Below are 19,716 nucleotides of genomic sequence, written 5' to 3' on the forward strand. Positions count from 1 at the left end.
GAAAAAGCCCGGCCGATCCATGGGACCGACGGGCTGTCTCGACGAACCGAACTTCGTGTGTCTCACGCCCCTCCCGCAAACGGGAGGGGATGGGGGAGGGCAGGGATTCTCACCGAGGCTATCGCCCGCGGCCTTTCCCTCCCCAAACCCCTCCCGCCTGCGGGAGGGGCTTAAGAAGAGAGGAAAGTTAGAACCGCACCGCCACGGCTGCGGAATAGGTCCGGCCGTTCTTGTAGAAGGCGGTCGGACGGTCCGGCGTCGCGTTATACTGGTAATAGGTTTCGTCCAGCAGGTTCTGGGCGTTGAAGGTCAGCGTGATCTCCTTGGACAGGTTCACACCCGCCGAGAAGTCGAGCTGGCTGTACGGCGCCACCATCTCGCGCGAGCCGAGGCGACCGATCGTGCGGAAATAGCTCGAACGATAATTGTAGCTCAGCCGCGCCTGGAAGATCCCGCTTTCGAAATAGGGGATCACGTTGACCGTGTGACGCGACAGATAGGGCAGGTTGAGCGCCGCACCCGTCGTGTCGACCGACGAGGTCGAGCTGTCCTGGTACGAATAGTTCGCCTGGATGCCGAAGCCGCCCCAGATTTCGGTCTGACCCGAAATCAGCGCGCCATTGACCTTCGCCTTGCCGCCATTGATCGGCTGGTTGATGTTATAGGTGGTCAGCGCACCCGCCAGCGTGTTGAAATACACCGCATTGGTGCGGGTGTTGATGATGTAGTTCGAGATGTCGCGACGGAACAGCTCGACCGCCACCAGCGAGCCGGCGCGCGGATACCATTCCGCCGTCAGTTCGTAATTGGTCGACTCATAGGGCTTCAGGTTCGGATTGCCGCCGCCGCCGTCGAGGGTGACGTTGTTGAGCGACAGGGATGCCGCCAGATCCTCATAGCGCGGCCGCGAGATCACCCGGGCGACCGCACCGCGCACGATCACCTGCGGGCTGATCGAATAGGCGAGGTTCACGCTGGGCAGGAACTTCAGATAATCGGTGGTGGTCGTGGTGGGCACCGGCACCGGATTGGTGAGGTTGCTCTGCGTCACCGCATAGCGGGACTGGTCGCGGGTATAGACCAGACGACCACCGATATTGCCGCGCAGGCCGCCCTGGTCGAAATTCGCCTGGACATAGGACGCCATGACGGTTTCGCGCACGCGGGTGGAGGCACCGATCTTGTTGACCAGCGGGCTGTTGATCGCCTTGGACAGGATGTCGATCACCGCCTGGTCGGGCAGGTTCAGATACTGGGTCGCATTGCCCGAGCCGCCGGTTCCGTCGAACACGCCGCCCGGCGTGACCAGCGTGGGCACGCCCAGTTTGTCGGCGGTCATCGAGGTCGTCATATAGGTGTTGATGCCGCGCGCATCGAGCCGGTTGACGTGGTCGGTCACGCGGCTGCCCAGCAGGATCTGGGTGAAGGGGCCGAATTCGACCGGGATGGTCGCGTCATAGCCGCCGTAAATGTCACGGTCGGTGGTGACGCTGTAATCCAGCCCGCCGATCTGCGCGGCGTTCAGCGGCTGGCCGTTGACGATGACCGGACGGCCCTCGATCGTGGCGGCATTGTTGTTCGGGTTGGTGAAATAATTCGCGGGGTTGGTCGGATCGCCGACATAGTTCACCGTCGCCGACTTCGGCCCGAACGCATAGCTGAACGGCAGCCTGGTCTGCACGTTGAACAGATATTCGGGGTTGCGGCCACCGACCGCGCGCGACCAGCCGCCCGCGAAGCTGATCTTGGCGCCGTCATCGCCTTCCCAATCGGCGAAGAAGTTGAGGTTGTCGGTCTTCAGCTTGGTCTTGCGGACCAACGTGTCGAGCTGCGACGACTGGCTGTTGGCCGCGCCGAAGCTGGCCGAGTTGACCGTGCCGTTGCTGACATTGGCGGTCTGCAACACGTCGCCGGTCCAGGCGCCGGGGATGGTGTACATCGACTGGCTGTAATTGTTGTAATTGCCGTCGATGTGCAGCCCGTTCAGGGTCAGCGTCAGATTGTCGGCCGGGCGATACTGGATCGTGCCCGACACGCTGGCGCGCTCGCGGGTCTGCTGGAAATAGGCATAGTTGATGCCGAAGGGCAGATAGGCGTTGGCCAGATCCTGGCGCGTGCCGCCGGTGACCGTGGCGTTGGTATTCTTCAGCAGCGGCTGGCCGCCCGCATCGTAGATCAGCAGGGGGCGGCCGTCGGCGCCGCGCAGCGTCTCGTCCTTGGCGTTCTTCTGCGTCTGGAAGAAACGCTCGTCGCCGCGCTCATAGCCGAAGAACTCGACACCCGCGCGGGTCAGGCTCTGGCGGTCATAGGTGGCGGCGACCAGGAAGCCGAAATTGTCGGCCTGATTGTGCCAGCTATACAGGCCCGAGGCGCGGACATTGCCCTTTTCGGAACGGTCATTGTACGAATAGCCGCCCGAGGCGAAGACCGAATTGGGCGCGAGGTCGAGCGGACGACGGGTGCGCACGATGACCGTGCCGCCCAGGCTGCCTTCCTCGATGCGCGGTTCCGGCGACTTGTAGACTTCGAGGCGGTCGACCAGTTCGGGGGCGAGCAGCGAATAGTTGAAGGTACGGCTGGACGGGTCGTTGTCGTTGCCGCCCCAGTCGGCCGAGGCCAGCGCGTGGCCGTCGAGCAGCATGCGGTTGAGCGCCGGATCGGTGCCCAGGATCGCGACCTTCTCGCCCTCGCCGAAGCGGCGGTCGATGCTGACGCCCGGAATGTGCGACAGCGATTCCGCGACGTTGCGGTCGGGGAACTTGCCCACGTCCTCGGCGGTGATCACGTCGACGACGGCGTTCGCCTCGCGCTTGACGTTGATGGCGTTGCGAAGGCTGCTGCGGATGCCGGTGACGACGACGTCGCCGCTGCTATCGGACTGATCGCTGCCCGGCGCGGTCTGCGTCGGCGCGTCGGCGGTCTGTCCGCTGGTCTGTGCGAAGGCGGTGCCCTGGATACCCGCGAGTGCGGTCGCGGTCAGGATGATGCTACGAAAGCTCAACACGCTGAAATCCCCCCAATTGCTGTCGCGCCATCTCGCGAAGCCTTGTCGATCCTCGGGTCGGGAGGTCGATGGCTTCCTCCCGTCGGCATCTTTTTTATACAGTATGCTCGAGACACCAACTTGTAACCAAAATGACATTGGTCCGTAAACGGGAAAAATGTGACGTTTGGTTCATGGGACCATTATGCTGGCGCATCGCGCCCCGTGCTGCTTAAATGACGCAATCCCGGCGTTCGCCGTGTCAGGGGCGGAGCGGCCGTCGAGAAGAGACTTTGGGGGATGCAGGCCATGGCGATACCACCGTCCCGAATTGGGTCGACGCTGTTGGAGATTTGCGTCGACGATGCCGATGGCGTGGCTGCCGTCGCGGCGGCCGGCGGCGACCGGATCGAGCTGTGCGGGGCGCTGGCGCTGGGTGGACTCACGCCATCGGCGGCCCTGGTCGCCTGCGCGGTCGAATCCGGTGTGCCGGTCCATGCGATGGTACGCCCGCGCGATGGCGATTTCCGTTATGACGACCGCGATGTCGCTCTGGCGACGGCGGAAATCGAGCGCATGGTGACGCAAGGCGTTGCGGGCGTCGTGGTCGGCGCGATGGCGGACGACCGGCAACTGGACCTCGACATATTGGCGCGCTGGCGGGATGCGGCCAAGGGCGTCGCGATCGTGCTCCACCGCGCCATCGATCTGGTCGCGGACCCCGTCGCGGCGGTCGAGGCGGTGGCACGGCTGGGCTATGACCATGTGCTGACCTCGGGCGGCGCGGTGACGGCGGAACAGGGCGCGGCGGTCATCGCGGACATGGTTGCGGCGGCCAGCGGGCGCATGGCGATCATCGCGGGGTCGGGTGTTTCGGCGGACAATGCGGCGCAACTGGTCGCCCGGACCGGGGTTGATGCGGTCCATGCCTCCGCCAGCGTGCGCGAGCCCTGGGGGGATTCGCGGATCGAGGCGATGGGCTTCGCATCGGGCCCCCGACGACGAACCGAGCCCGCGCGGATCGCGGCGCTAAGACAGGCTATCAAGTGGAGATGAAATCCAATGTATGCCAAATATAATACCTATTGCCCGACCGGTAGGGCTGCGATAGATCAAGTGGCGAAGCGGGGCGTGGCATGAGTGACGCCCGGGCAAAGGGGGATGGCGCGGCCATGACATTTTCGGCGCAGGTCGGCTCCTTCCGAAAGGGGAACCCCGCGCCGTTATACCTTCAGCTTCAGCAGCTGTTGCGCGACGCGATCAACGGCAATGTACTGGCGGAGGACGATGCCATCCCGGCCGAGCGCGATCTGGCGATCGAATATGACGTGTCGCGGATCACGGTGAGGAAGGCGATCGGCGGTCTGGTCGAGGAAGGGCTGCTGACGCGGCGGCGCGGCGCGGGCACCTTCGTCGCCGGGCGTGTCGAGAAGAGCTTCTCCAAGCTGTCCTCCTTCTCCGAGGACATGATCGCGCGCGGGCGCACGCCGAGCAGCCAGTGGGTCAGCCGCGCGCCGGGTACGGTCACGCCGGAGGAAGCGCTGTCGCTGGGCCTGTCGCCGGGCGCGCCGGTCTATCGGTTCCAGCGCGTGCGCTTCGCCGATGAGGTGCCGATGGCGGTCGAGGTTTCGACCATCGCCGGTTTCGCGCTCCCCTCGATCGAGGCGGTCGACCGCTCGCTCTACGCGGCGCTGGATCGGGCGGGGCATCGACCGGTGCGCGCGCTGCAACGCCTGCGCGCGGTGCCGTTCGGCGCGGACCATGCCAAGATGCTGAACGTCGATCCGGGCCATGCGGGCCTGTTGATCGAGCGGCGCGGATTTCTGCGCGATGGACGGGCGGTGGAATATACCCAGTCCTTCTATCGCGGTGATGCCTATGATTTCGTCGCGGAGTTGACAGATGTCTGAACTGATGACCGCCGGTAAAGCGGGAACCGGCACCCTGATGGGAGCGGAAGCGGGCGAGGCGCCGGAGGCGATCGCCCGGCTGCTCGCGCGCAACGCGCCGACCGTCAGGGCGCTGGCCGAGCGGCTGCGTGCCGCCCCGCCGCCGGTGATCATCACCATCGCGCGTGGGTCGTCGGACCATGCCGCGACCTATGGCAAATATATCCTGGAAACGAAGACCGGCGTGCCGGTGTCGTCGGCGGCTCCCTCGGTCGCGTCGATCTTCGAAACGCCGATGAAGGTGCAGGGTGCGCTGGTCATCGCCATCTCGCAGTCGGGGCGCAGCCCGGACCTGCTGGCGACAGTCGAGGCGTATCGGGCGGGCGGCGCGCATATCGTGGCGCTCGTGAACGATGAGGAGTCGCCGCTGGCAACCGGCGCGGACACCTTCCTGCCGCTGTCGGCCGGTCCCGAAAAGGCCGTCGCCGCCACCAAGTCCTGCCTGACCGCGCTGGCGGGTCTGGCGCAACTCGCCGCCGCCTGGGCGGGGGACGAAACGCTGGAGGCCGCGCTCGCCGAACTGCCGGGTCAGGTCGAAGAGGCGCTGGGCCTCGACTGGTCCCCGGCGGTCGAGGGATTGCGCGAGGTCAGCCAGATGTTCGTGCTGGGTCGCGGTTACGGTTACGGCGTGGCGCAGGAAGCCGCGCTGAAGCTCAAGGAAACCTGCTCGATCCAGGCCGAGCCGTTCAGTGCCGCCGAAGTCCGGCACGGCCCGATGCGCATCGTAGAGCCCGGCTATTCGGTGCTCGGCTTCGCCACCTCGGATGTGGCGGGCGAGGATGTGAAGGCGGTCGCCGACCAGTTCGCGGAGCGTGGCGCCAAGCCGTTCGTCGCGGGGCAGGGCGGTGCGCTGCCCATGGTCGAAGGCCACCCCGCGCTGGAGCCGATCGCGATGCTCGCCAGCTTCTACCGCATGGTCGAGGCGCTGGCGCTCGCCCGTGGCATGGACCCCGACTCGCCGCCGCACCTACAGAAAGTGACCCGTACGCTATGACCCGCTTCCGCTTCATCAATGGTCATGTCGCGACGGCGGACGGTGTCCTGCCGGGCGCGGAGATCGTCGTGCAGGGCGACCGGATCGCGTCGATCGGCGCGGTGGAGGGCGTTGGTCAGAATGGGGGCGACACGATCGACCTGAACGGCGGCTGGGTCGTGCCCGGCTATATCGACACGCAGGTCAATGGCGGCGGCGGTGTGCTGTTCAACGATCGCCTCGACGTGGACGGCATCGCGACCATGGCGGCGGCCCATGCCGCCTATGGCACGACAGCGATGCTGCCGACCCTGGTCAGCGAAACGCCCGACAAGATCGCCCGCGCCCTCGACGCCATCGATGAAGCGATCGCGGCCGGAGTGCCCGGCATCGTCGGCATCCATGTCGAGGGGCCAGTGCTCAACCCGGCGCGGAAAGGTATCCACGACCCGACGCGCTTCCGCGATCTGGACGACGATATGGTCGCCGTCCTGACCCGCCCGCGCCGTGGCAAGGTCATGCTGACCATCGCGCCCGAACGGGTGCCGGTCGCCACGATCGAGCGGCTGGTCGCGGCGGGCGTGCTGGTCAGCGCGGGGCATAGCGAGGCGAGCTATGAGCAGGCGATGGCGGCGTTCGATGTCGGCCTGTCGGGCATCACGCATCTCTACAACGCCATGCCCGCGATGCAGCAGCGTGTGCCGGGGCTGGCGGGCGCGACGCTCGACGATCCGCGCCCTTATTCGGGCCTCATAATCGACGGCTTCCACGTCTCCGCGCCGATGCTGCGGCTGGCGTTGAAGGCGCGGCCCTTCGACAAGCTGATGCTGGTCACCGATGCGATGTCGTCGGTGGGCGCGGTCCAGAAGGACTTCGTGCTGCACGGACGGCATATCGATGTGTCGGGCGGCAAGTGCGCCTATGCCGACGGCACGCTGGCGGGTTCGGACCTCGACATGGGCTCGGCGGTCGCCAATGCGGTCGAGCAGTTGCGCATCACCGTCGATCGGGCCGCCGCGATGGCCGCGACCAATCCGGCGGCGTTCCTGGGCCTCAGCCATGAGCGTGGTTCGCTCGCCCCCGGCCTGCGCGCCGATTGGGTGGTGCTCGACGCCGTATTGAAGCCGGTCGAGACCCGTATCGCCAAGCCAGAGAGGATTGCGGCATGACCGTCGCGCGCCGCGAACTGCTGCTGGGCAGCGCCGTCGTGGGACTGGTCGGGGGGATCGCCCCCATGCCCGTCTTCGCCGCACGGCGCCGCCCGGCGGAGGGGGCCGGCGCGCTTCCCATGCCCGAACCGGTCGACACGCTTCCCGCCGCCCTGCCGGTGCAGGACGCGGCGCGCGTGCTGATGGATCGCGGATGGATGTTCCATGAGGGCGATGTCGACCCTGCGCCGCTGGAAACGCATGACGCGACCTATGCCTCGGTCAAGGCGGGCAATGCGCGCGGCGCGGCGGCGGTCGATTTTGACGACAGCGACTGGCAGTCGGTCGACCTGCCGCACGACTGGGCCTCGTTCCAGCCCTTCGAGAAGACCGCCAATGTCGCGCAAGGCTATCGCGCGCGCGGGATCGGCTGGTATCGCCGCACCTTCCGGCTGGACCCCGCGCTTCGCGGTCGCCGGATCGAGCTGGAGTTCGGCGGCGTCGCGACCAACGCCACTGTTTGGGTCAATGGCAGCGTCGTCTCGCACAATTTCTCGGGCTATAGCGCGATCCGCATCGACCTGACCCCCTTCGCGCGGTTCGGGGACGAGGCCAATGTCGTCGCGGTCCGCGTCGATGCCAACGCCATGGAGGGCTGGTGGTATGAGGGCGCCGGGCTCTACCGCCATGTCTGGCTGGGCGATTATGCGGCCGTCTCGATCGCCACGGACGGCGTGCATGGCGATCCCCGCCGCCGCGCCGATGGCGGCTGGCATGTCCCCGTCACCATGACGCTGACCAGCATCGCCCCTACGGAAACCCCGGTCACGGTCGAGGCACGGCTGCTGGATCCGCAGGGCCGCGTGGTCGCCACCGGCCAGGCGCAGGCGAGCGTGCCGTCGCTGGACGAAGGGACGGCGACGCTGGACCTGCCGGTCAGCGACCCGACGCTCTGGTCGATCGAGCGCCCGACGCTCTACACCCTGCATGTCCGGCTGCTCCGCGACGGGCAGTTGGCCGATGAGCGCCGCGTGCCGATCGGCTTCCGCACCATCCGCTTCGATGCGGACAAGGGCTTTTTCCTCAACGAAAAGCCGGTCAAGCTGAAGGGCGTCTGCCTGCATCAGGATCATGCGGGCGTGGGCACCGCGATCCCCGATGCGCTGATCGGCTGGCGGTTGGAGCGGTTGAAGGCGATGGGCTGCAACGCGGTCCGCTCCAGCCACAACGCGCCGACGCCCGAGCTTCTCGACTGGTGCGACCGGCTGGGTCTGGTCGTGATGGACGAGAACCGCCAGTTCAACCCCGCGCCCGAATATCGCGCGCAACTGGAATGGCTGGTCCGCCGCGACCGCAATCATCCCAGCGTCATCCTGTGGTCGGTCTTCAACGAAGAACCGATGCAGGGCACGCCGTCGGGCGTCGAGATGGTCAAGCGGATGGCGCACTGGGTCCGCGCGCTGGACGACAGCCGACCGGTGACCGCGGCGATGAACGGTGCCTTCTTCAACCCGATCAACGTCGCGCAGGTCGTCGATGTGACCGGGTTCAATTACTATCAGGGCGATTACGACCGCTATCATCAGCTCAATCCGACCAAGCCGATGACCAGCTCGGAGGACACCAGCGCGTTCATGACGCGCGGTGCTTTCGAGAGCGACCCCGCGCGCCACATCGCCTCCAGCTATGACGACGAGGCGGCGAGCTGGGGCGCGACCCACCGTGTCGCGTGGAAGAAGATCGCCGACCGGCCCTATGTCGCGGGCGGGTTCGTGTGGACCGGCTTCGACTATCATGGCGAGCCGACGCCCTATGAATGGCCGACCATCGCCAGCTTCTTCGGCATCATGGATCTGTGCGGCTTCCCCAAGACCGCATTCGACATCCACCGCGCCGCCTGGGTCGATGACGAGGCCGTCGTTGCGATCGCGCCGCACTGGACCTGGCCGGGGCGCGAGGGCAAGCCGACCAAGGTCATGGTCCTGTCCAATGCCGAGCGCGTCGTCCTTCGCCTGAACGGCAAGACGATGGGCGAGGCGGCGGTCGACCGGCTGATGGGCAATGAATGGACCGTGCCGTACGCGCCGGGCCGGATCGAGGCTATCGCCTATCGCGGCGGGCGCGAGGTGGCACGCGCCGCGCATGAGACCACCGGCGCGCCGGTCGCGCTCCGCCTGACCCCGGCGCGCACCGTGATGGCGGGCGATACCGAAGATGCGCAGGCGATCACCATCGACGCGGTCGATGCCAAGGGGCGTCACGTTCCGACCGCCAATCTGATGACCCGCTTCACGATCGAGGGCGGGGCGATCATCGGCGTAGGCAATGGCGATCCCAACAGCCACGAATCCGAAAAGGGCAACCAGCGCTCGCTGTTCAACGGTCTGGCGCAGATGATCGTGCGGCCCGATACCGGGCGCGGGCGGATCACGATCCGGGCGACGGCGGACGGGTTGAAGCCGGCCACCCTGCGGCTCGACCGGCTGGGCGTGGTCCCGCGCGCGCAGGTGCCGGTGGCGGCGGGCGACATGGACTTGCGCGACTGGCGGCGGTCGGAGCGGCAGGATACCAAGCCCTCGCCCGATTTCGCGCCCGCCTCGAACGACAATAACGGCTGGGCCTTTGTCCGGGCGGGCACGCCGACCCCGGCGGAGGCGGCGGGATATCGCGTCTATCGCACCGTGATGACGCCGCGTCATGCGGTGGCGGCGCGGGGCGGGGAGATCCGCTTCGCCTCGGTCGGCGGCATGGCCAGCCTGTGGGTCGATGGGAAGATGGTCGCGGAGAAGCGCGATCCTCAGCCCGGCCCGCTCGTCGCGCCGCTGGCACCGGGCGTGGGCAAGCGGACGATCGTCCTGATCGTCGCGGGGCTGGGCAATATCGAGAGCGGCCTGCTGGGCCGGGTGTCGGTGCGCGACCGCTGACCGGCGGGGCCTGCTCAACCGACAAAGGAAGCGATTTGGCGAAAGTGACTGCAATGAGTGACCTGACCGTTTTTGCCCCTCTGGCGGGTTGGGTGACGCCGCTGGCGGACGTGCCGGACGCGGTTTTCGCCGAGAAGATGCTGGGCGATGGCATCGCGATCGACCCGGTGAACGACATGCTCTGCGCCCCTTGCGACGCGGTCGTCCTGACCGTGCACGAGGCGGGGCACGCGGTCACTCTGCGCAGCACCGATGGCTATGAGTTGATCTGCCATATCGGCATCGACACCGTGTCGCTGGGCGGCCAGGGGCTGACCCCGCAGGTGCAGGCGGGGGCGAAGGTGCTGGCGGGGCAGCCGCTGATCCGTTTCGACCTCGACCATCTGGTGCGCAATGCGCCCGCCGTGGTGACGCCGATCATCGTCGCCGACGCCACCCTCTATGGTGTCGAGTTGATCGCCAAGGGGCTGGTCGCGGTCGGCGATCCGCTGTTGCGCGTCGTGCCGCTCGCGGGTGAGGCCGTTGAAAGCGTCGCCGGTGGCGAGACGCTGGTGCAGGAAACGGTCGTCGCACTGTCGCACGGTCTCCACGCCCGCCCCGCTGCGCGACTGGTCGAGGCGGTGCGGCGGCATGAGGCGAAGGTCACGCTCTATCACGGCGATCGCCATGCCTCGGCTTTAAGCGCGGTCGGATTGTTGGGGCTGGGCCTGGGCCATGGCGCGACGGTTCGGATCGAGGCGAGCGGCGCGCAGGCCGCCGCCGCGCTGGCCGATGTCATCACGTTCCTGAAGGACGCCACGGTGGAGGAGACGCCGGTCGAGGCCCCGGAGCCCGCCCGTGCCGAAGGGCCGGGGCTGGGCGGCGTGCCCGCCGCACCGGGGCTGGCGGTAGGGCCGATCCACCGGCTGACCCGTGCGGCCATCCCGGTCGAGACGGTCGCCGGATCGGCGGACGAAGAAACCACGAAGCTGAACGATGCGCTGGCCCGCGTCCGCGAAGGGCTGGAGCAGGCCGCCACCGCCGGTGGCGCGCGCGGTGGGGTGATGGCCGCGCATGGCGCGATGCTGTCCGACCCGACGCTCAGCGAGGCGGCATTGACGGCAATCGGCCGGGGCCTGAGCGCGGGCGTGGCGTGGCAGGAGGCGATCGCCGAACAGGTCGCGATCCTTCTGTCGAGCGGCGACCGACGTATCGCCGAGCGTGCCGACGATCTGCGCGATCTGGAACGTCATGTCCTGGCCGCCCTTGCCGGATTGCCGATCGAGGGGCCCAGCGTCCCCGCCGGGGCGATCCTGGTCGCCGAAGACCTGCTGCCCAGCCAGGTCGCCGCGCTCGACGCCGCCAGCGTTGCGGGCATCGCCTTGGTCCGGGGCGGCCCGACCTCGCACGCCGCCATATTGGCGGCGGGCATGGGACTGCCGATGGCGGTGGCGTTCGGCGATCCGCTGGCTGCGCTGGAGGATGGCCGCGACATCATCCTCGACGCCGATCGCGGTCTGATCGATCCCGACGCGGATGCGGAGGCGCAAGCGGACGCGCGCGATACCATCGCCCGTCGCAAGGCCGAGATGGAGGCCGCCCGCGCTGCGCAAGGTCCTTGCCGCACGCTCGACGGCACCCGGATCGAGATGTTCGCCAATCTGGGCTCGGTCGCCGATGCCGAGGTGGCGGTGCGGGAAGGTGCCGAGGGCTGTGGCCTGTTGCGCACCGAATTTCTGTTCCTGGACCGCGCCACCGCGCCGACCCGCGAGGAACAGGCCAGGGATTATCAGGCGATCGCCGATGCGCTGGGCGACCGGCCGATGATCGTCCGGCTGCTCGACGTCGGCGGAGACAAGCCCGCGCCCTATATGGACCTGCCCGTCGAGGAGAATCCGGCGCTGGGCCTGCGCGGTATTCGTGTGTCGCTGGCCGATCCGCAATTGCTGGAGGATCAGGTCGGGGCGATCCTGTCGGTCCGCCAGCCATGCCGGATCATGGCGCCGATGGTCGCCAGCCTGTCAGAACTGGAGGCGGTCCGTGCGGTCGTCGAGCGGCAGGGCGGAAAGGCCGAGGTCGGCGTGATGATCGAAACGCCCGCCGCCGCGATCTCCGCCGATATCCTGGCGCGCAAGGCGGACTTCTTCTCGATCGGGACCAACGACCTGACCCAATACACCCTCGCCATGGATCGCGGTAACGCGGCGGTGGCGGCCGGGGTCGATGGCCTTCATCCGGCGGTGCTGCGGCTGATCGGCGCGACCTGCGACGGCGCGGCGCGAAACGATACGCCGGTGGGGGTGTGCGGCTCGCTGGCGGCCGACCGGCTGGCGGTGCCGATCCTGCTGGGGCTGGGCGTGACCGAATTGTCGGTGCCGCCGGCGCGCGTCGCCGCGATCAAGGCGCTGGTCGGCAAGCTCGACCTCGCCCGTTGCCGCGCGGCGGCGATGCAGGCGCTGGCGCTGCCTTCCGCCCCGGCGGTGCGCGCGCATGTCACCAAGATGCTTCAGGAGATCGGCGCATGAGCTCGCCCATGGCCTCGCTTCAATCGCTCGGTCGGGCGCTGATGCTGCCCATCGCGGTCCTGCCGGTGGCGGGGTTGCTGCTCCGGCTGGGGCAGCCCGACCTGTTGAACATCGCCTTCATGGCCAATGCCGGCAATGCGATCTTCGACAATCTCGGCCTGTTGTTCGCGGTCGGCGTCGCCACCGCCTTTGCCCGCGACGGCAATGGCGCGGCGGCGCTGGCGGGGATCACCTGCTACCTCGTCACCATCAAGGGTGCCGAGACGCTGGTCGTACCGCCGCCCGGCACCGGCGCAGGGCTGGCCAAGGATATCGCCGCGACGATCGATGCCGCATGGCGGACCAAGGCGGTTCACAAATTCGATGTGCCGGTCGGTATCGTCGGAGGGTTGATCGGCGGCGGCTTCTATAATCGTTTCGCCACGATCAAGATGCCGGAATATCTGGCCTTCTTTGGCGGTCGGCGGTTCGTGCCGATCATCTCGGGGATTGCGGGCCTTGCGCTGGCGGGTCTGCTGGGCGTGGCGTTCGGGCCGGTCAATGCCGGGATCGATGGCCTCAGCCAGGGCGTGGTGCAGGCCGGTGGCCTGGGGCTCTTCGCCTTCGGCGTGCTCAACCGGTTGCTGATCGTCACCGGTCTCCATCACATTCTGAACACCGTGGCCTATTTCGTGGTCGGTGACTTCCACGGCAAGACCGGCGACCTGAACCGCTTCTTCGCGGGCGACCCGACGGCGGGGGCCTTCATGAGCGGTTTCTTCCCGGTCATGATGTTCGGCCTGCCCGCCGCCTGCCTCGCCATGTATCACGAGGCGCTGCCGGAACGGAAAAAGGCGGTCGGCGGGATGCTGTTCAGCCTGGCGCTGATGTCGTTCCTGACCGGCGTGACCGAGCCGATCGAGTTCAGCTTCATGTTCCTGGCGCCCGTCCTCTACGCCTTTCACGCCGTCCTGACCGGCCTGTCGGAAGCGCTGATGAACGCGCTGGGCGTGCGGCTGGGCTATGGCTTTTCGGCCGGGCTGTTCGACTATGTGCTGAACTTCGGACAGGCGACCAAGCCGTTGCTGCTGATCCCTGTCGGAGTGGCCTATGCGCTGATCTATTATGCCGTGTTCCGCTTCGCCATCCGCCGCTGGAACCTCCAGACGCCGGGCCGCGATGTCGAAGCGGTGACCGAAGGCGATACCGCGAACGAGGCCGGGTCTGCGGTCGAGGGCGGGCGAGGCGCGTCCTTCGTCGCCGCGATGGGGGGCAGTGCCAATCTGACCGAGGTTGCCGCCTGCACCACGCGCCTGCGCCTGATCGTGGCCGATCCGGCTCAGGTCGACGAGCCCGGATTGAAGCGACTGGGCGCGCGTGGCATATTGCGGCCCTCTGCGAACGGGGTGCAGGTTGTGCTGGGTCCGGTGGCCGATACGGTTGCGATGGAGATGCGAGCGGCGATGGAGGCGGGGCCGATCGCGGCCTCGGCGGCACGCGTAACCGCTACGCCGATTGCGGCCGACCCGGTAGTATCCGCCCCCGTGGCCGCAAAGGCGGAAACCCTGCCCGATGCGCTGGCGCGCGTCGTGGGCGGTTCGGACAACATTCTGTCGGTCACCCGATATGCCGGGCGTTGGCGCGTCGAACTGAAGGACGATGCCAAGGTCGCGGTCGAGCTTCCGTCATCGGCTCGGGGGCTGGCGCGCGTCGGGCTGAACGTCGTCCATCTGCTCGACGGTTAAACTAGGTTGGATTTAAGTTTCTGATATTGCCGCCCATTGGGCAATCGGAGTAGGCGTTGCGGAACGTTGCATGGAGCGATTCCGACCGGGCGGTACTGGGATCGCGATGGAGATTCCTGATTGATTATGGATAGGGTTGCCAACGTTGACGACAAGCGCCTCTACCGAGCGCCGGCGTTGGAAAAGGGGCTGGACATACTCGAACTGCTGTCGGCCGAGGAAAGCCCCCTGACGGTGAGCGCCATCGTCAACCGGCTGGGACGCTCGACGGGCGAGTTGTTCCGGATGATCCAGGTGCTCGAACATCGCGGTTACGTGACGCAGGGTCCCGATGGCTATGTCATCACCTCGCGCCTGTTCCATCTGGGTCTGAAGCGGCCGCCGGTCCGTAGCCTGATGGAGCAGGCGCTGCCCGAGATGCGGCTGCTGTCGGATCGGATCGGCCAATCCTGTTATCTCGCCATCGCATCGGGTGCCGCTTCGTCGGTTATCGCGCGCATGGAGGCGGACACCACGGTCGGTTTCTCGGTGCGCGTCGGCTATCGCCGTCCCATGCATGAAACGCCGTCGGGCATCTTGCTCTATGCGTGCCAGCCGGAGGCGATCCGTCGGGAGTGGGAGGCGATGTTCGATCCGCCATTGTCCGAACAGGCACTGAGCGAATTGCGGGTCGAGGCGGATGCGATGCGGGCACAGGGTTTCGCCCAGGCGGAAAGCGTCGAACTGCTCGGCATGGTCGAACTGGCCGCGCCGATCATGCGCGGGTCGCGCGCTTGCGCGGTGTTGACCGTCCCGTTCGTCCGCATCATCGACGCGGTCGCCGGCGAGGATGAGGTTCTGGCCGAACTTTGCGATGCGGCGAAGCAGGTGTCGGAACAACTGATCGGCGGCGACCTGCGGGTCTGATCGCCGCTTGTCGCGATCCCGCTTCGCGGCGATAGAGCCCTTTGCCCGATGAACAAATCCGGCGGCCCGGACTTTACCGTCCGACCGCCGGATCGCCATGTGCGGTCGGTGCGGAAGCGACAGGGGGTTCGTGCGTGCTGCTGAAATATTATAAGGGTTCCTTCCTCTTCACGGCGCTCTGCCTGGCCGCAGCGGCGTGGCTGGGTTTCCAGAGCACGGGAAGCCTGCCCGGCACGCTCGGCGTCCTTTGGATCGTCCTGGTGCTGGGCGTGCTGGAGGTTTCGCTGTCGTTCGACAATGCGGTCGTCAACGCGACCGTCCTGCGCGACATGGACGACAAATGGCGTCATCGCTTCCTGACCTGGGGCATCCTGATCGCCGTCTTCGGGATGCGGATCGTCTTCCCGCTCGCCATCGTCGCGATCGCCGCGCATATGGGCCCGATCGAAGCGGTCAAGCTGGCCGCCGGGAACCCTGTCCGGTACGAACAGATCATCACCTCGGCCCATGTCGGCATTTCGGGGTTCGGCGGCAGCTTCCTGGCGATGGTCGGCCTCAACTTCTTCCTCGATGAGGAGAAGGAGGAGCATTGGATCGGCCCCATCGAGCGTCCGCTCGCCGCGCTGCGCCGGATTTCGGGACTGGCGATGGGGATCGTCCTGCTCGCACTGTACGGCATCGGGCAGTTCATTCCGGCGGACGAGGCGATGACCTTCCTGACGGCGGGCATATTCGGCCTGCTGACCTATATCGTGGTCCATGCCATCGGCGTGCTGCTGGAGGGCGATGGGGATGCCGTAACCGGGGCCGCGGCGCGGTCGGGGTTCGCGGCCTTTCTGTATCTGGAAGTGCTGGACGCCAGCTTCTCGTTCGACGGGGTGATCGGGGCCTTCGCCTTGTCGAACAACCTGTTCATCATCGCATTGGGGCTGGGCATCGGCGCGATGTTCGTCCGATCGATGACGATCATGCTGGTCGATAAGGGAACGCTGACCCAATATCGTTACCTGGAACACGGGGCCTTCTATGCCATCGTCGCACTGGCCGCGATCATGCTGTTGTCGGTGCGCTTCCATATCCCGGAGACGATCACCGGCCTGATCGGCGCGACCCTGATCGGCCTGTCCTTCTGGGCCTCGATGCGCAGCAATCGCAGGCATCCCGAACAGGGGCTGGAGGAGGCTCAGCCGGTCCGCCCGTCCGGCAAATCGGTCGGCGCGTAGTCGCCCGCGGGCGGCGACGGAACCCTTTGCCCTGGCCGGGGATTTGCCCTGGTGTCTGCCACGGGAGGGATCGCGCCATGTCGGTGTCCGCCATCGATACGCTGAGACAGCCAAGGCCGAGCAAGGATCGACCAAGCCTGACCGGCCTGTTCCTGAAGGACCGCGGGCGCGAGACGATGACGCCCGAGGAGATCGCCATGCTGGAAAACAGCGTGGACGAGGTGCGCTCCATCCCCGCCCGCACCATCGTCATCCGCCGGGACGAGCGTGTCCGCAACAGCAGCCTGCTGCTGGAGGGCGTAATGTGCCGTTACATGGACGACCGGCAGGGCAATCGTCAGATCGTGGCGTTTCACGTACCCGGCGATTTCGTCGACCTGCATGGCTTTGCGATGCGGTATCTGGATCATGACGTCGCGACGCTTACCCCGACGCGGGTGGCCCTGGTCGGGCATGATCGGCTGGAGCAGATCGTCGAGCAGCAACCGCGTCTGACCCGCCTCTTGTGGTTCTCGACCTTGCTCGACGCCGCGATGCACCGCGAATGGGTGTTCCGCCTGGGACGGCTGGAAGCGGATGGGCGAGTGGCGCATCTGTTTTGCGAGCTTCATGCGCGGCTGGCGATGGTCGATCTGGTGCGGGACGGCATGTTCCGCTTTCCGGTGACCCAGATCGACATCGCCGAGGCGGCGGGCGTGACCCCGGTCCATCTCAACCGCGTCCTGCGATCGCTGCGGGAGAGGGGGCTGATGACCTTTCGCGGCGGCGCCGTGCACATCCAGGATATCGGGGCGTTGACGGCGCTCGCCGATTTCGACCCGGCCTATCTGTATGGCGGCGGGCCGACATTGGAAGGGGCGGGGTCGTGACGCCGCCGGTCGCGGGGGCGCATGTGCATAGCGAGGCCGGGCTGGCGACAGCGGAACAGGGCATCGTGATGCTCGACGGTCCCAACGGCGTGGCGGTATCGATGACGCCATCCGCCGCGCGGGCGACAGGCGAGGGGCTGGTCGCCGCCGCTCGACTGGCGGAGAAGCAGCAACGCAAGGGGTAAAGCGTTTCGTCGCAGGACTTTACGTGATGGGCTCGTGGCTTATGGTGATGACGCGTCTTTCATGACCGGGAGTTCACTTTGCGTCATCTGCCTCTTGCCGTCGCTCTGGCGGCCCTTATGAACACCTCCGCCATGGCCAGCCTCCCGCAGGCGACCCAGGCCCCCGCCACCAATCCGTTGCTCAGCCCCTGGACCGGCCCCTATGGCGGGGTGCCGCCCTGGGACAAGGTGAAGCCCGAACTGTTCCCGGCGGCCTTCGCGGCGGCACTGGCCGAGCGGCGGGCGGAATATGAGCGGATCGCCAACGATCCGGTCAAGCCGAGCTTCGCCAATACCTTCGTACCGATGCAGAATGCCGGGCAGACGCTGAACCGCGTGATGACGCTGTTCGGGGTGATGACGGGGAACATGAACTCGCCCGCCTATCAGGCGCTCGACCGCGAATGGTCGCCCAAGCTGGCCAAGGCGTCGGATGAGATCACCTTCAACCCCAAGTTGTTCGCGCGGATCGAGGCGATCTACAAGACACGCGACACCAGCGGCCTCGACGAGCAGCAGAAGCGGTTGGTCACCCGCACCTATGACAGCTTCGTGCGGCAGGGCGCGAAGCTGACCCCGGCCCAGAAAGCGGAACTGTCCGCCTTCAACCAGAATCTGGCGATCAACTTCAGCGAGTTCTCCCAGCGGCTGCTGGCCGATGAGGGGACCGCGATCATCGTCACCGACGAGGCGCGGCTGGCGGGCCTGCCCGACAGCGTGAAGGCGGTCGCCAAGGCCGCCGCCGCCGAGCGCGGGCAGCAGGGCTGGGCGATCGTCAACACGCGGTCGGCGGTCGATCCCGTGCTGACCTTCGCCACCGACCGTAGCCTTCGCGAGCAGGTGTGGCGTGCTTTCACCAAGCGCGGCGACAATGGCGACATCAACGATACCAAGGCGACCATCGCGCGCATCGTCCGCCTGCGGGCCAACCGTGCACATCTGCTGGGGTTCAAGACCCATGCCGACTGGCGGATGCAGGACACCATGGCCAAGACTCCGGCCGCTGCGATGGACCTGATGATGCGGGTCTGGCCCGCCGCCAAGGCGCGCGTGGCGGAGGAAGTCCGCGATATGCAGGCGATCGCCGATAAGGAAGGGGCGAAGATCACGATCGAGCCCTGGGACTATCGCTTCTATCAGGAGAAGGTGCGCAAGAGCCGCTACGACCTCGATCAGGCCGAATTGAAGCCCTATTTCGAGTTGAACAACATCATCCAGGGTTCGCTCTATGCCGCGAACCGGCTCTATGGGCTGGAATTCAAGGAGATCACCGGCACGGTTCCGGTGTTCGAGCCGAACATGCGGGTCTGGCACGTCACGCGGAACGGCAAGGAGGTCGGCCTGTTCTACCGCGACGATTTCGCGCGGACCGGCAAGCGTTCGGGCGCCTGGGCGAACACCTATCGCGGCCAGCGCAACCTGCCGCCGGTGCAGAATGTCCTGTCGTCGAACAACAACAATTTCGCCAAGGGCGCACCCGGCGAGCCGGTGCTCATCAGCCTGGACGATGCCGAGACGCTGTTCCACGAATTCGGCCACGCCATCCACGCGATGCTCCAGAACGTCACCTATCCGGGGCTGGCGGGCACACCGCGCGACTTTGTGGAATATCCCAGCCAGGTGAACGAGCATTGGCTGCTGACCCGCGACGTGCTCGACAAGTACGCCCGCCACTACAAGACCGGCCAGCCCATGCCGCAGGCGCTGCTCGACAAGATCAAGGCGTCCGAGACCTTCAACCAGGGGTTCGCGACGACCGAATATCTGTCCTCGGCAATCGTCGACATGAAGCTGCACACCATCCCGGACGGGGTGGTCGATCCGGCGGCGTTCGAGGCGACGACCCTGCGTGAGATTGGGATGCCGAAGGAACTCGTGATGCGGCACCGCCTGCCGCAGTTTAACCACCTGTTCTCCTCCGACAGCTACTCGGCCGGCTATTACAGCTATCTCTGGTCAGAGACGATGGACGCCGACACCTTCGCCGCCTTCGAGGAAGCGGGTAGCCCGTGGGACAAGGCGACGGCGGACCGCTTCGCGCGGATCCTGTTGTCGACGGGGAATGAAACCGACCGGGCGGAAGCGTACCGAGCGTTCCGGGGGCGTGACCCGGACGTCAACGCATTGTTGAAACAGCGGGGCTTCCCGACGAAGTAACCGCTTAAATCCTCCCCATCGTCAGATGGGGAGGGGGACCGCGCCCGCAGGGCGTGGTGGAGGGGCAGGGCCGGTCCGTCTCGCCCCTCCACCATCCTTCGGATGGTCCCCCTCCCCAAGCATAGCTTGGGG

Annotated in this window: 13 protein-coding genes; 12 read left to right on the plus strand and 1 reads right to left on the minus strand. The window is 66.8% G+C overall.

Going from position 1 to position 19,716, the window contains the following annotated elements; genetic code table 11:
* Window positions 1-187 precede the first annotated feature (187 nt).
* Window positions 188-3,001 carry a TonB-dependent receptor gene (locus QE379_RS08765; protein ID WP_306999723.1) on the minus strand — a complete coding sequence of 938 codons (2,814 nt, stop codon included), beginning with the start codon at window positions 2,999-3,001 and terminating at the stop codon, window positions 188-190.
* Window positions 3,002-3,292: 291 nt separating this feature from the next.
* On the opposite strand from QE379_RS08765, the gene QE379_RS08770 reads away from it, so the two are divergent.
* The 12 genes from QE379_RS08770 (at window position 3,293) to QE379_RS08825 (ending at window position 19,584) form a co-directional block, all read left to right on the plus strand.
* Window positions 3,293-4,039, plus strand: a complete 747-nt coding sequence (locus tag QE379_RS08770) for a copper homeostasis protein CutC (protein WP_306999724.1) — start codon at window positions 3,293-3,295, stop codon at window positions 4,037-4,039.
* A 116-nt stretch (window positions 4,040-4,155) separates the two neighbouring features.
* Window positions 4,156-4,893, plus strand: coding sequence for a GntR family transcriptional regulator (locus tag QE379_RS08775; RefSeq protein WP_267433681.1), 738 nt, complete (start codon window positions 4,156-4,158; stop codon window positions 4,891-4,893).
* 4 nt (window positions 4,894-4,897) lie between these two features.
* Window positions 4,898-5,926: an SIS domain-containing protein gene (locus tag QE379_RS08780; protein WP_307003143.1), complete on the plus strand. Its 1,029-nt coding sequence runs from the start codon at window positions 4,898-4,900 to the stop codon at window positions 5,924-5,926.
* Window positions 5,923-7,074, plus strand: coding sequence for an N-acetylglucosamine-6-phosphate deacetylase (gene nagA / locus QE379_RS08785; protein ID WP_306999725.1), 1,152 nt, complete (start codon window positions 5,923-5,925; stop codon window positions 7,072-7,074). Before QE379_RS08780 ends, nagA begins: the two co-directional genes overlap by 4 nt.
* Window positions 7,071-9,977, plus strand: coding sequence for a beta-galactosidase GalA (gene galA, locus QE379_RS08790; RefSeq protein ID WP_306999727.1), 2,907 nt, complete (start codon window positions 7,071-7,073; stop codon window positions 9,975-9,977). Before nagA ends, galA begins: the two co-directional genes overlap by 4 nt.
* Window positions 9,978-10,030: 53 nt before the next feature.
* Window positions 10,031-12,481, plus strand: a complete 2,451-nt coding sequence (ptsP, locus tag QE379_RS08795; RefSeq protein WP_306999728.1) for a phosphoenolpyruvate--protein phosphotransferase — start codon at window positions 10,031-10,033, stop codon at window positions 12,479-12,481.
* On the plus strand, window positions 12,478-14,205 hold the full coding sequence (nagE, locus tag QE379_RS08800) for an N-acetylglucosamine-specific PTS transporter subunit IIBC (protein WP_306999729.1): 1,728 nt from the start codon (window positions 12,478-12,480) through the stop codon (window positions 14,203-14,205). Before ptsP ends, nagE begins: the two co-directional genes overlap by 4 nt.
* Before the next feature lie 126 nt (window positions 14,206-14,331).
* Window positions 14,332-15,111 carry an IclR family transcriptional regulator gene (locus QE379_RS08805; protein ID WP_306999730.1) on the plus strand — a complete coding sequence of 260 codons (780 nt, stop codon included), beginning with the start codon at window positions 14,332-14,334 and terminating at the stop codon, window positions 15,109-15,111.
* Between the two features lie 137 nt (window positions 15,112-15,248).
* A complete protein-coding gene (locus tag QE379_RS08810; RefSeq protein WP_307003144.1) occupies window positions 15,249-16,334 on the plus strand; it encodes a DUF475 domain-containing protein in 1,086 nt (361 codons plus the stop codon).
* Window positions 16,335-16,411: 77 nt separating this feature from the next.
* Complete coding sequence (locus tag QE379_RS08815) at window positions 16,412-17,203, plus strand: Crp/Fnr family transcriptional regulator (protein ID WP_306999731.1); 792 nt, start codon at window positions 16,412-16,414, stop codon at window positions 17,201-17,203.
* Window positions 17,200-17,388: a hypothetical protein gene (locus QE379_RS08820; RefSeq protein ID WP_306999732.1), complete on the plus strand. Its 189-nt coding sequence runs from the start codon at window positions 17,200-17,202 to the stop codon at window positions 17,386-17,388. The genes QE379_RS08815 and QE379_RS08820 overlap by 4 nt, the downstream gene beginning before the upstream one ends.
* Window positions 17,389-17,520: 132 nt before the next feature.
* A complete protein-coding gene (locus QE379_RS08825; RefSeq protein WP_306999733.1) occupies window positions 17,521-19,584 on the plus strand; it encodes a M3 family metallopeptidase in 2,064 nt (687 codons plus the stop codon).
* The last annotated feature ends 132 nt before the right edge of the window (window positions 19,585-19,716 follow it).

This window comes from Sphingomonas sp. SORGH_AS_0879, from assembly GCF_030819175.1.
Lineage (GTDB): Bacteria > Pseudomonadota > Alphaproteobacteria > Sphingomonadales > Sphingomonadaceae > Sphingomonas.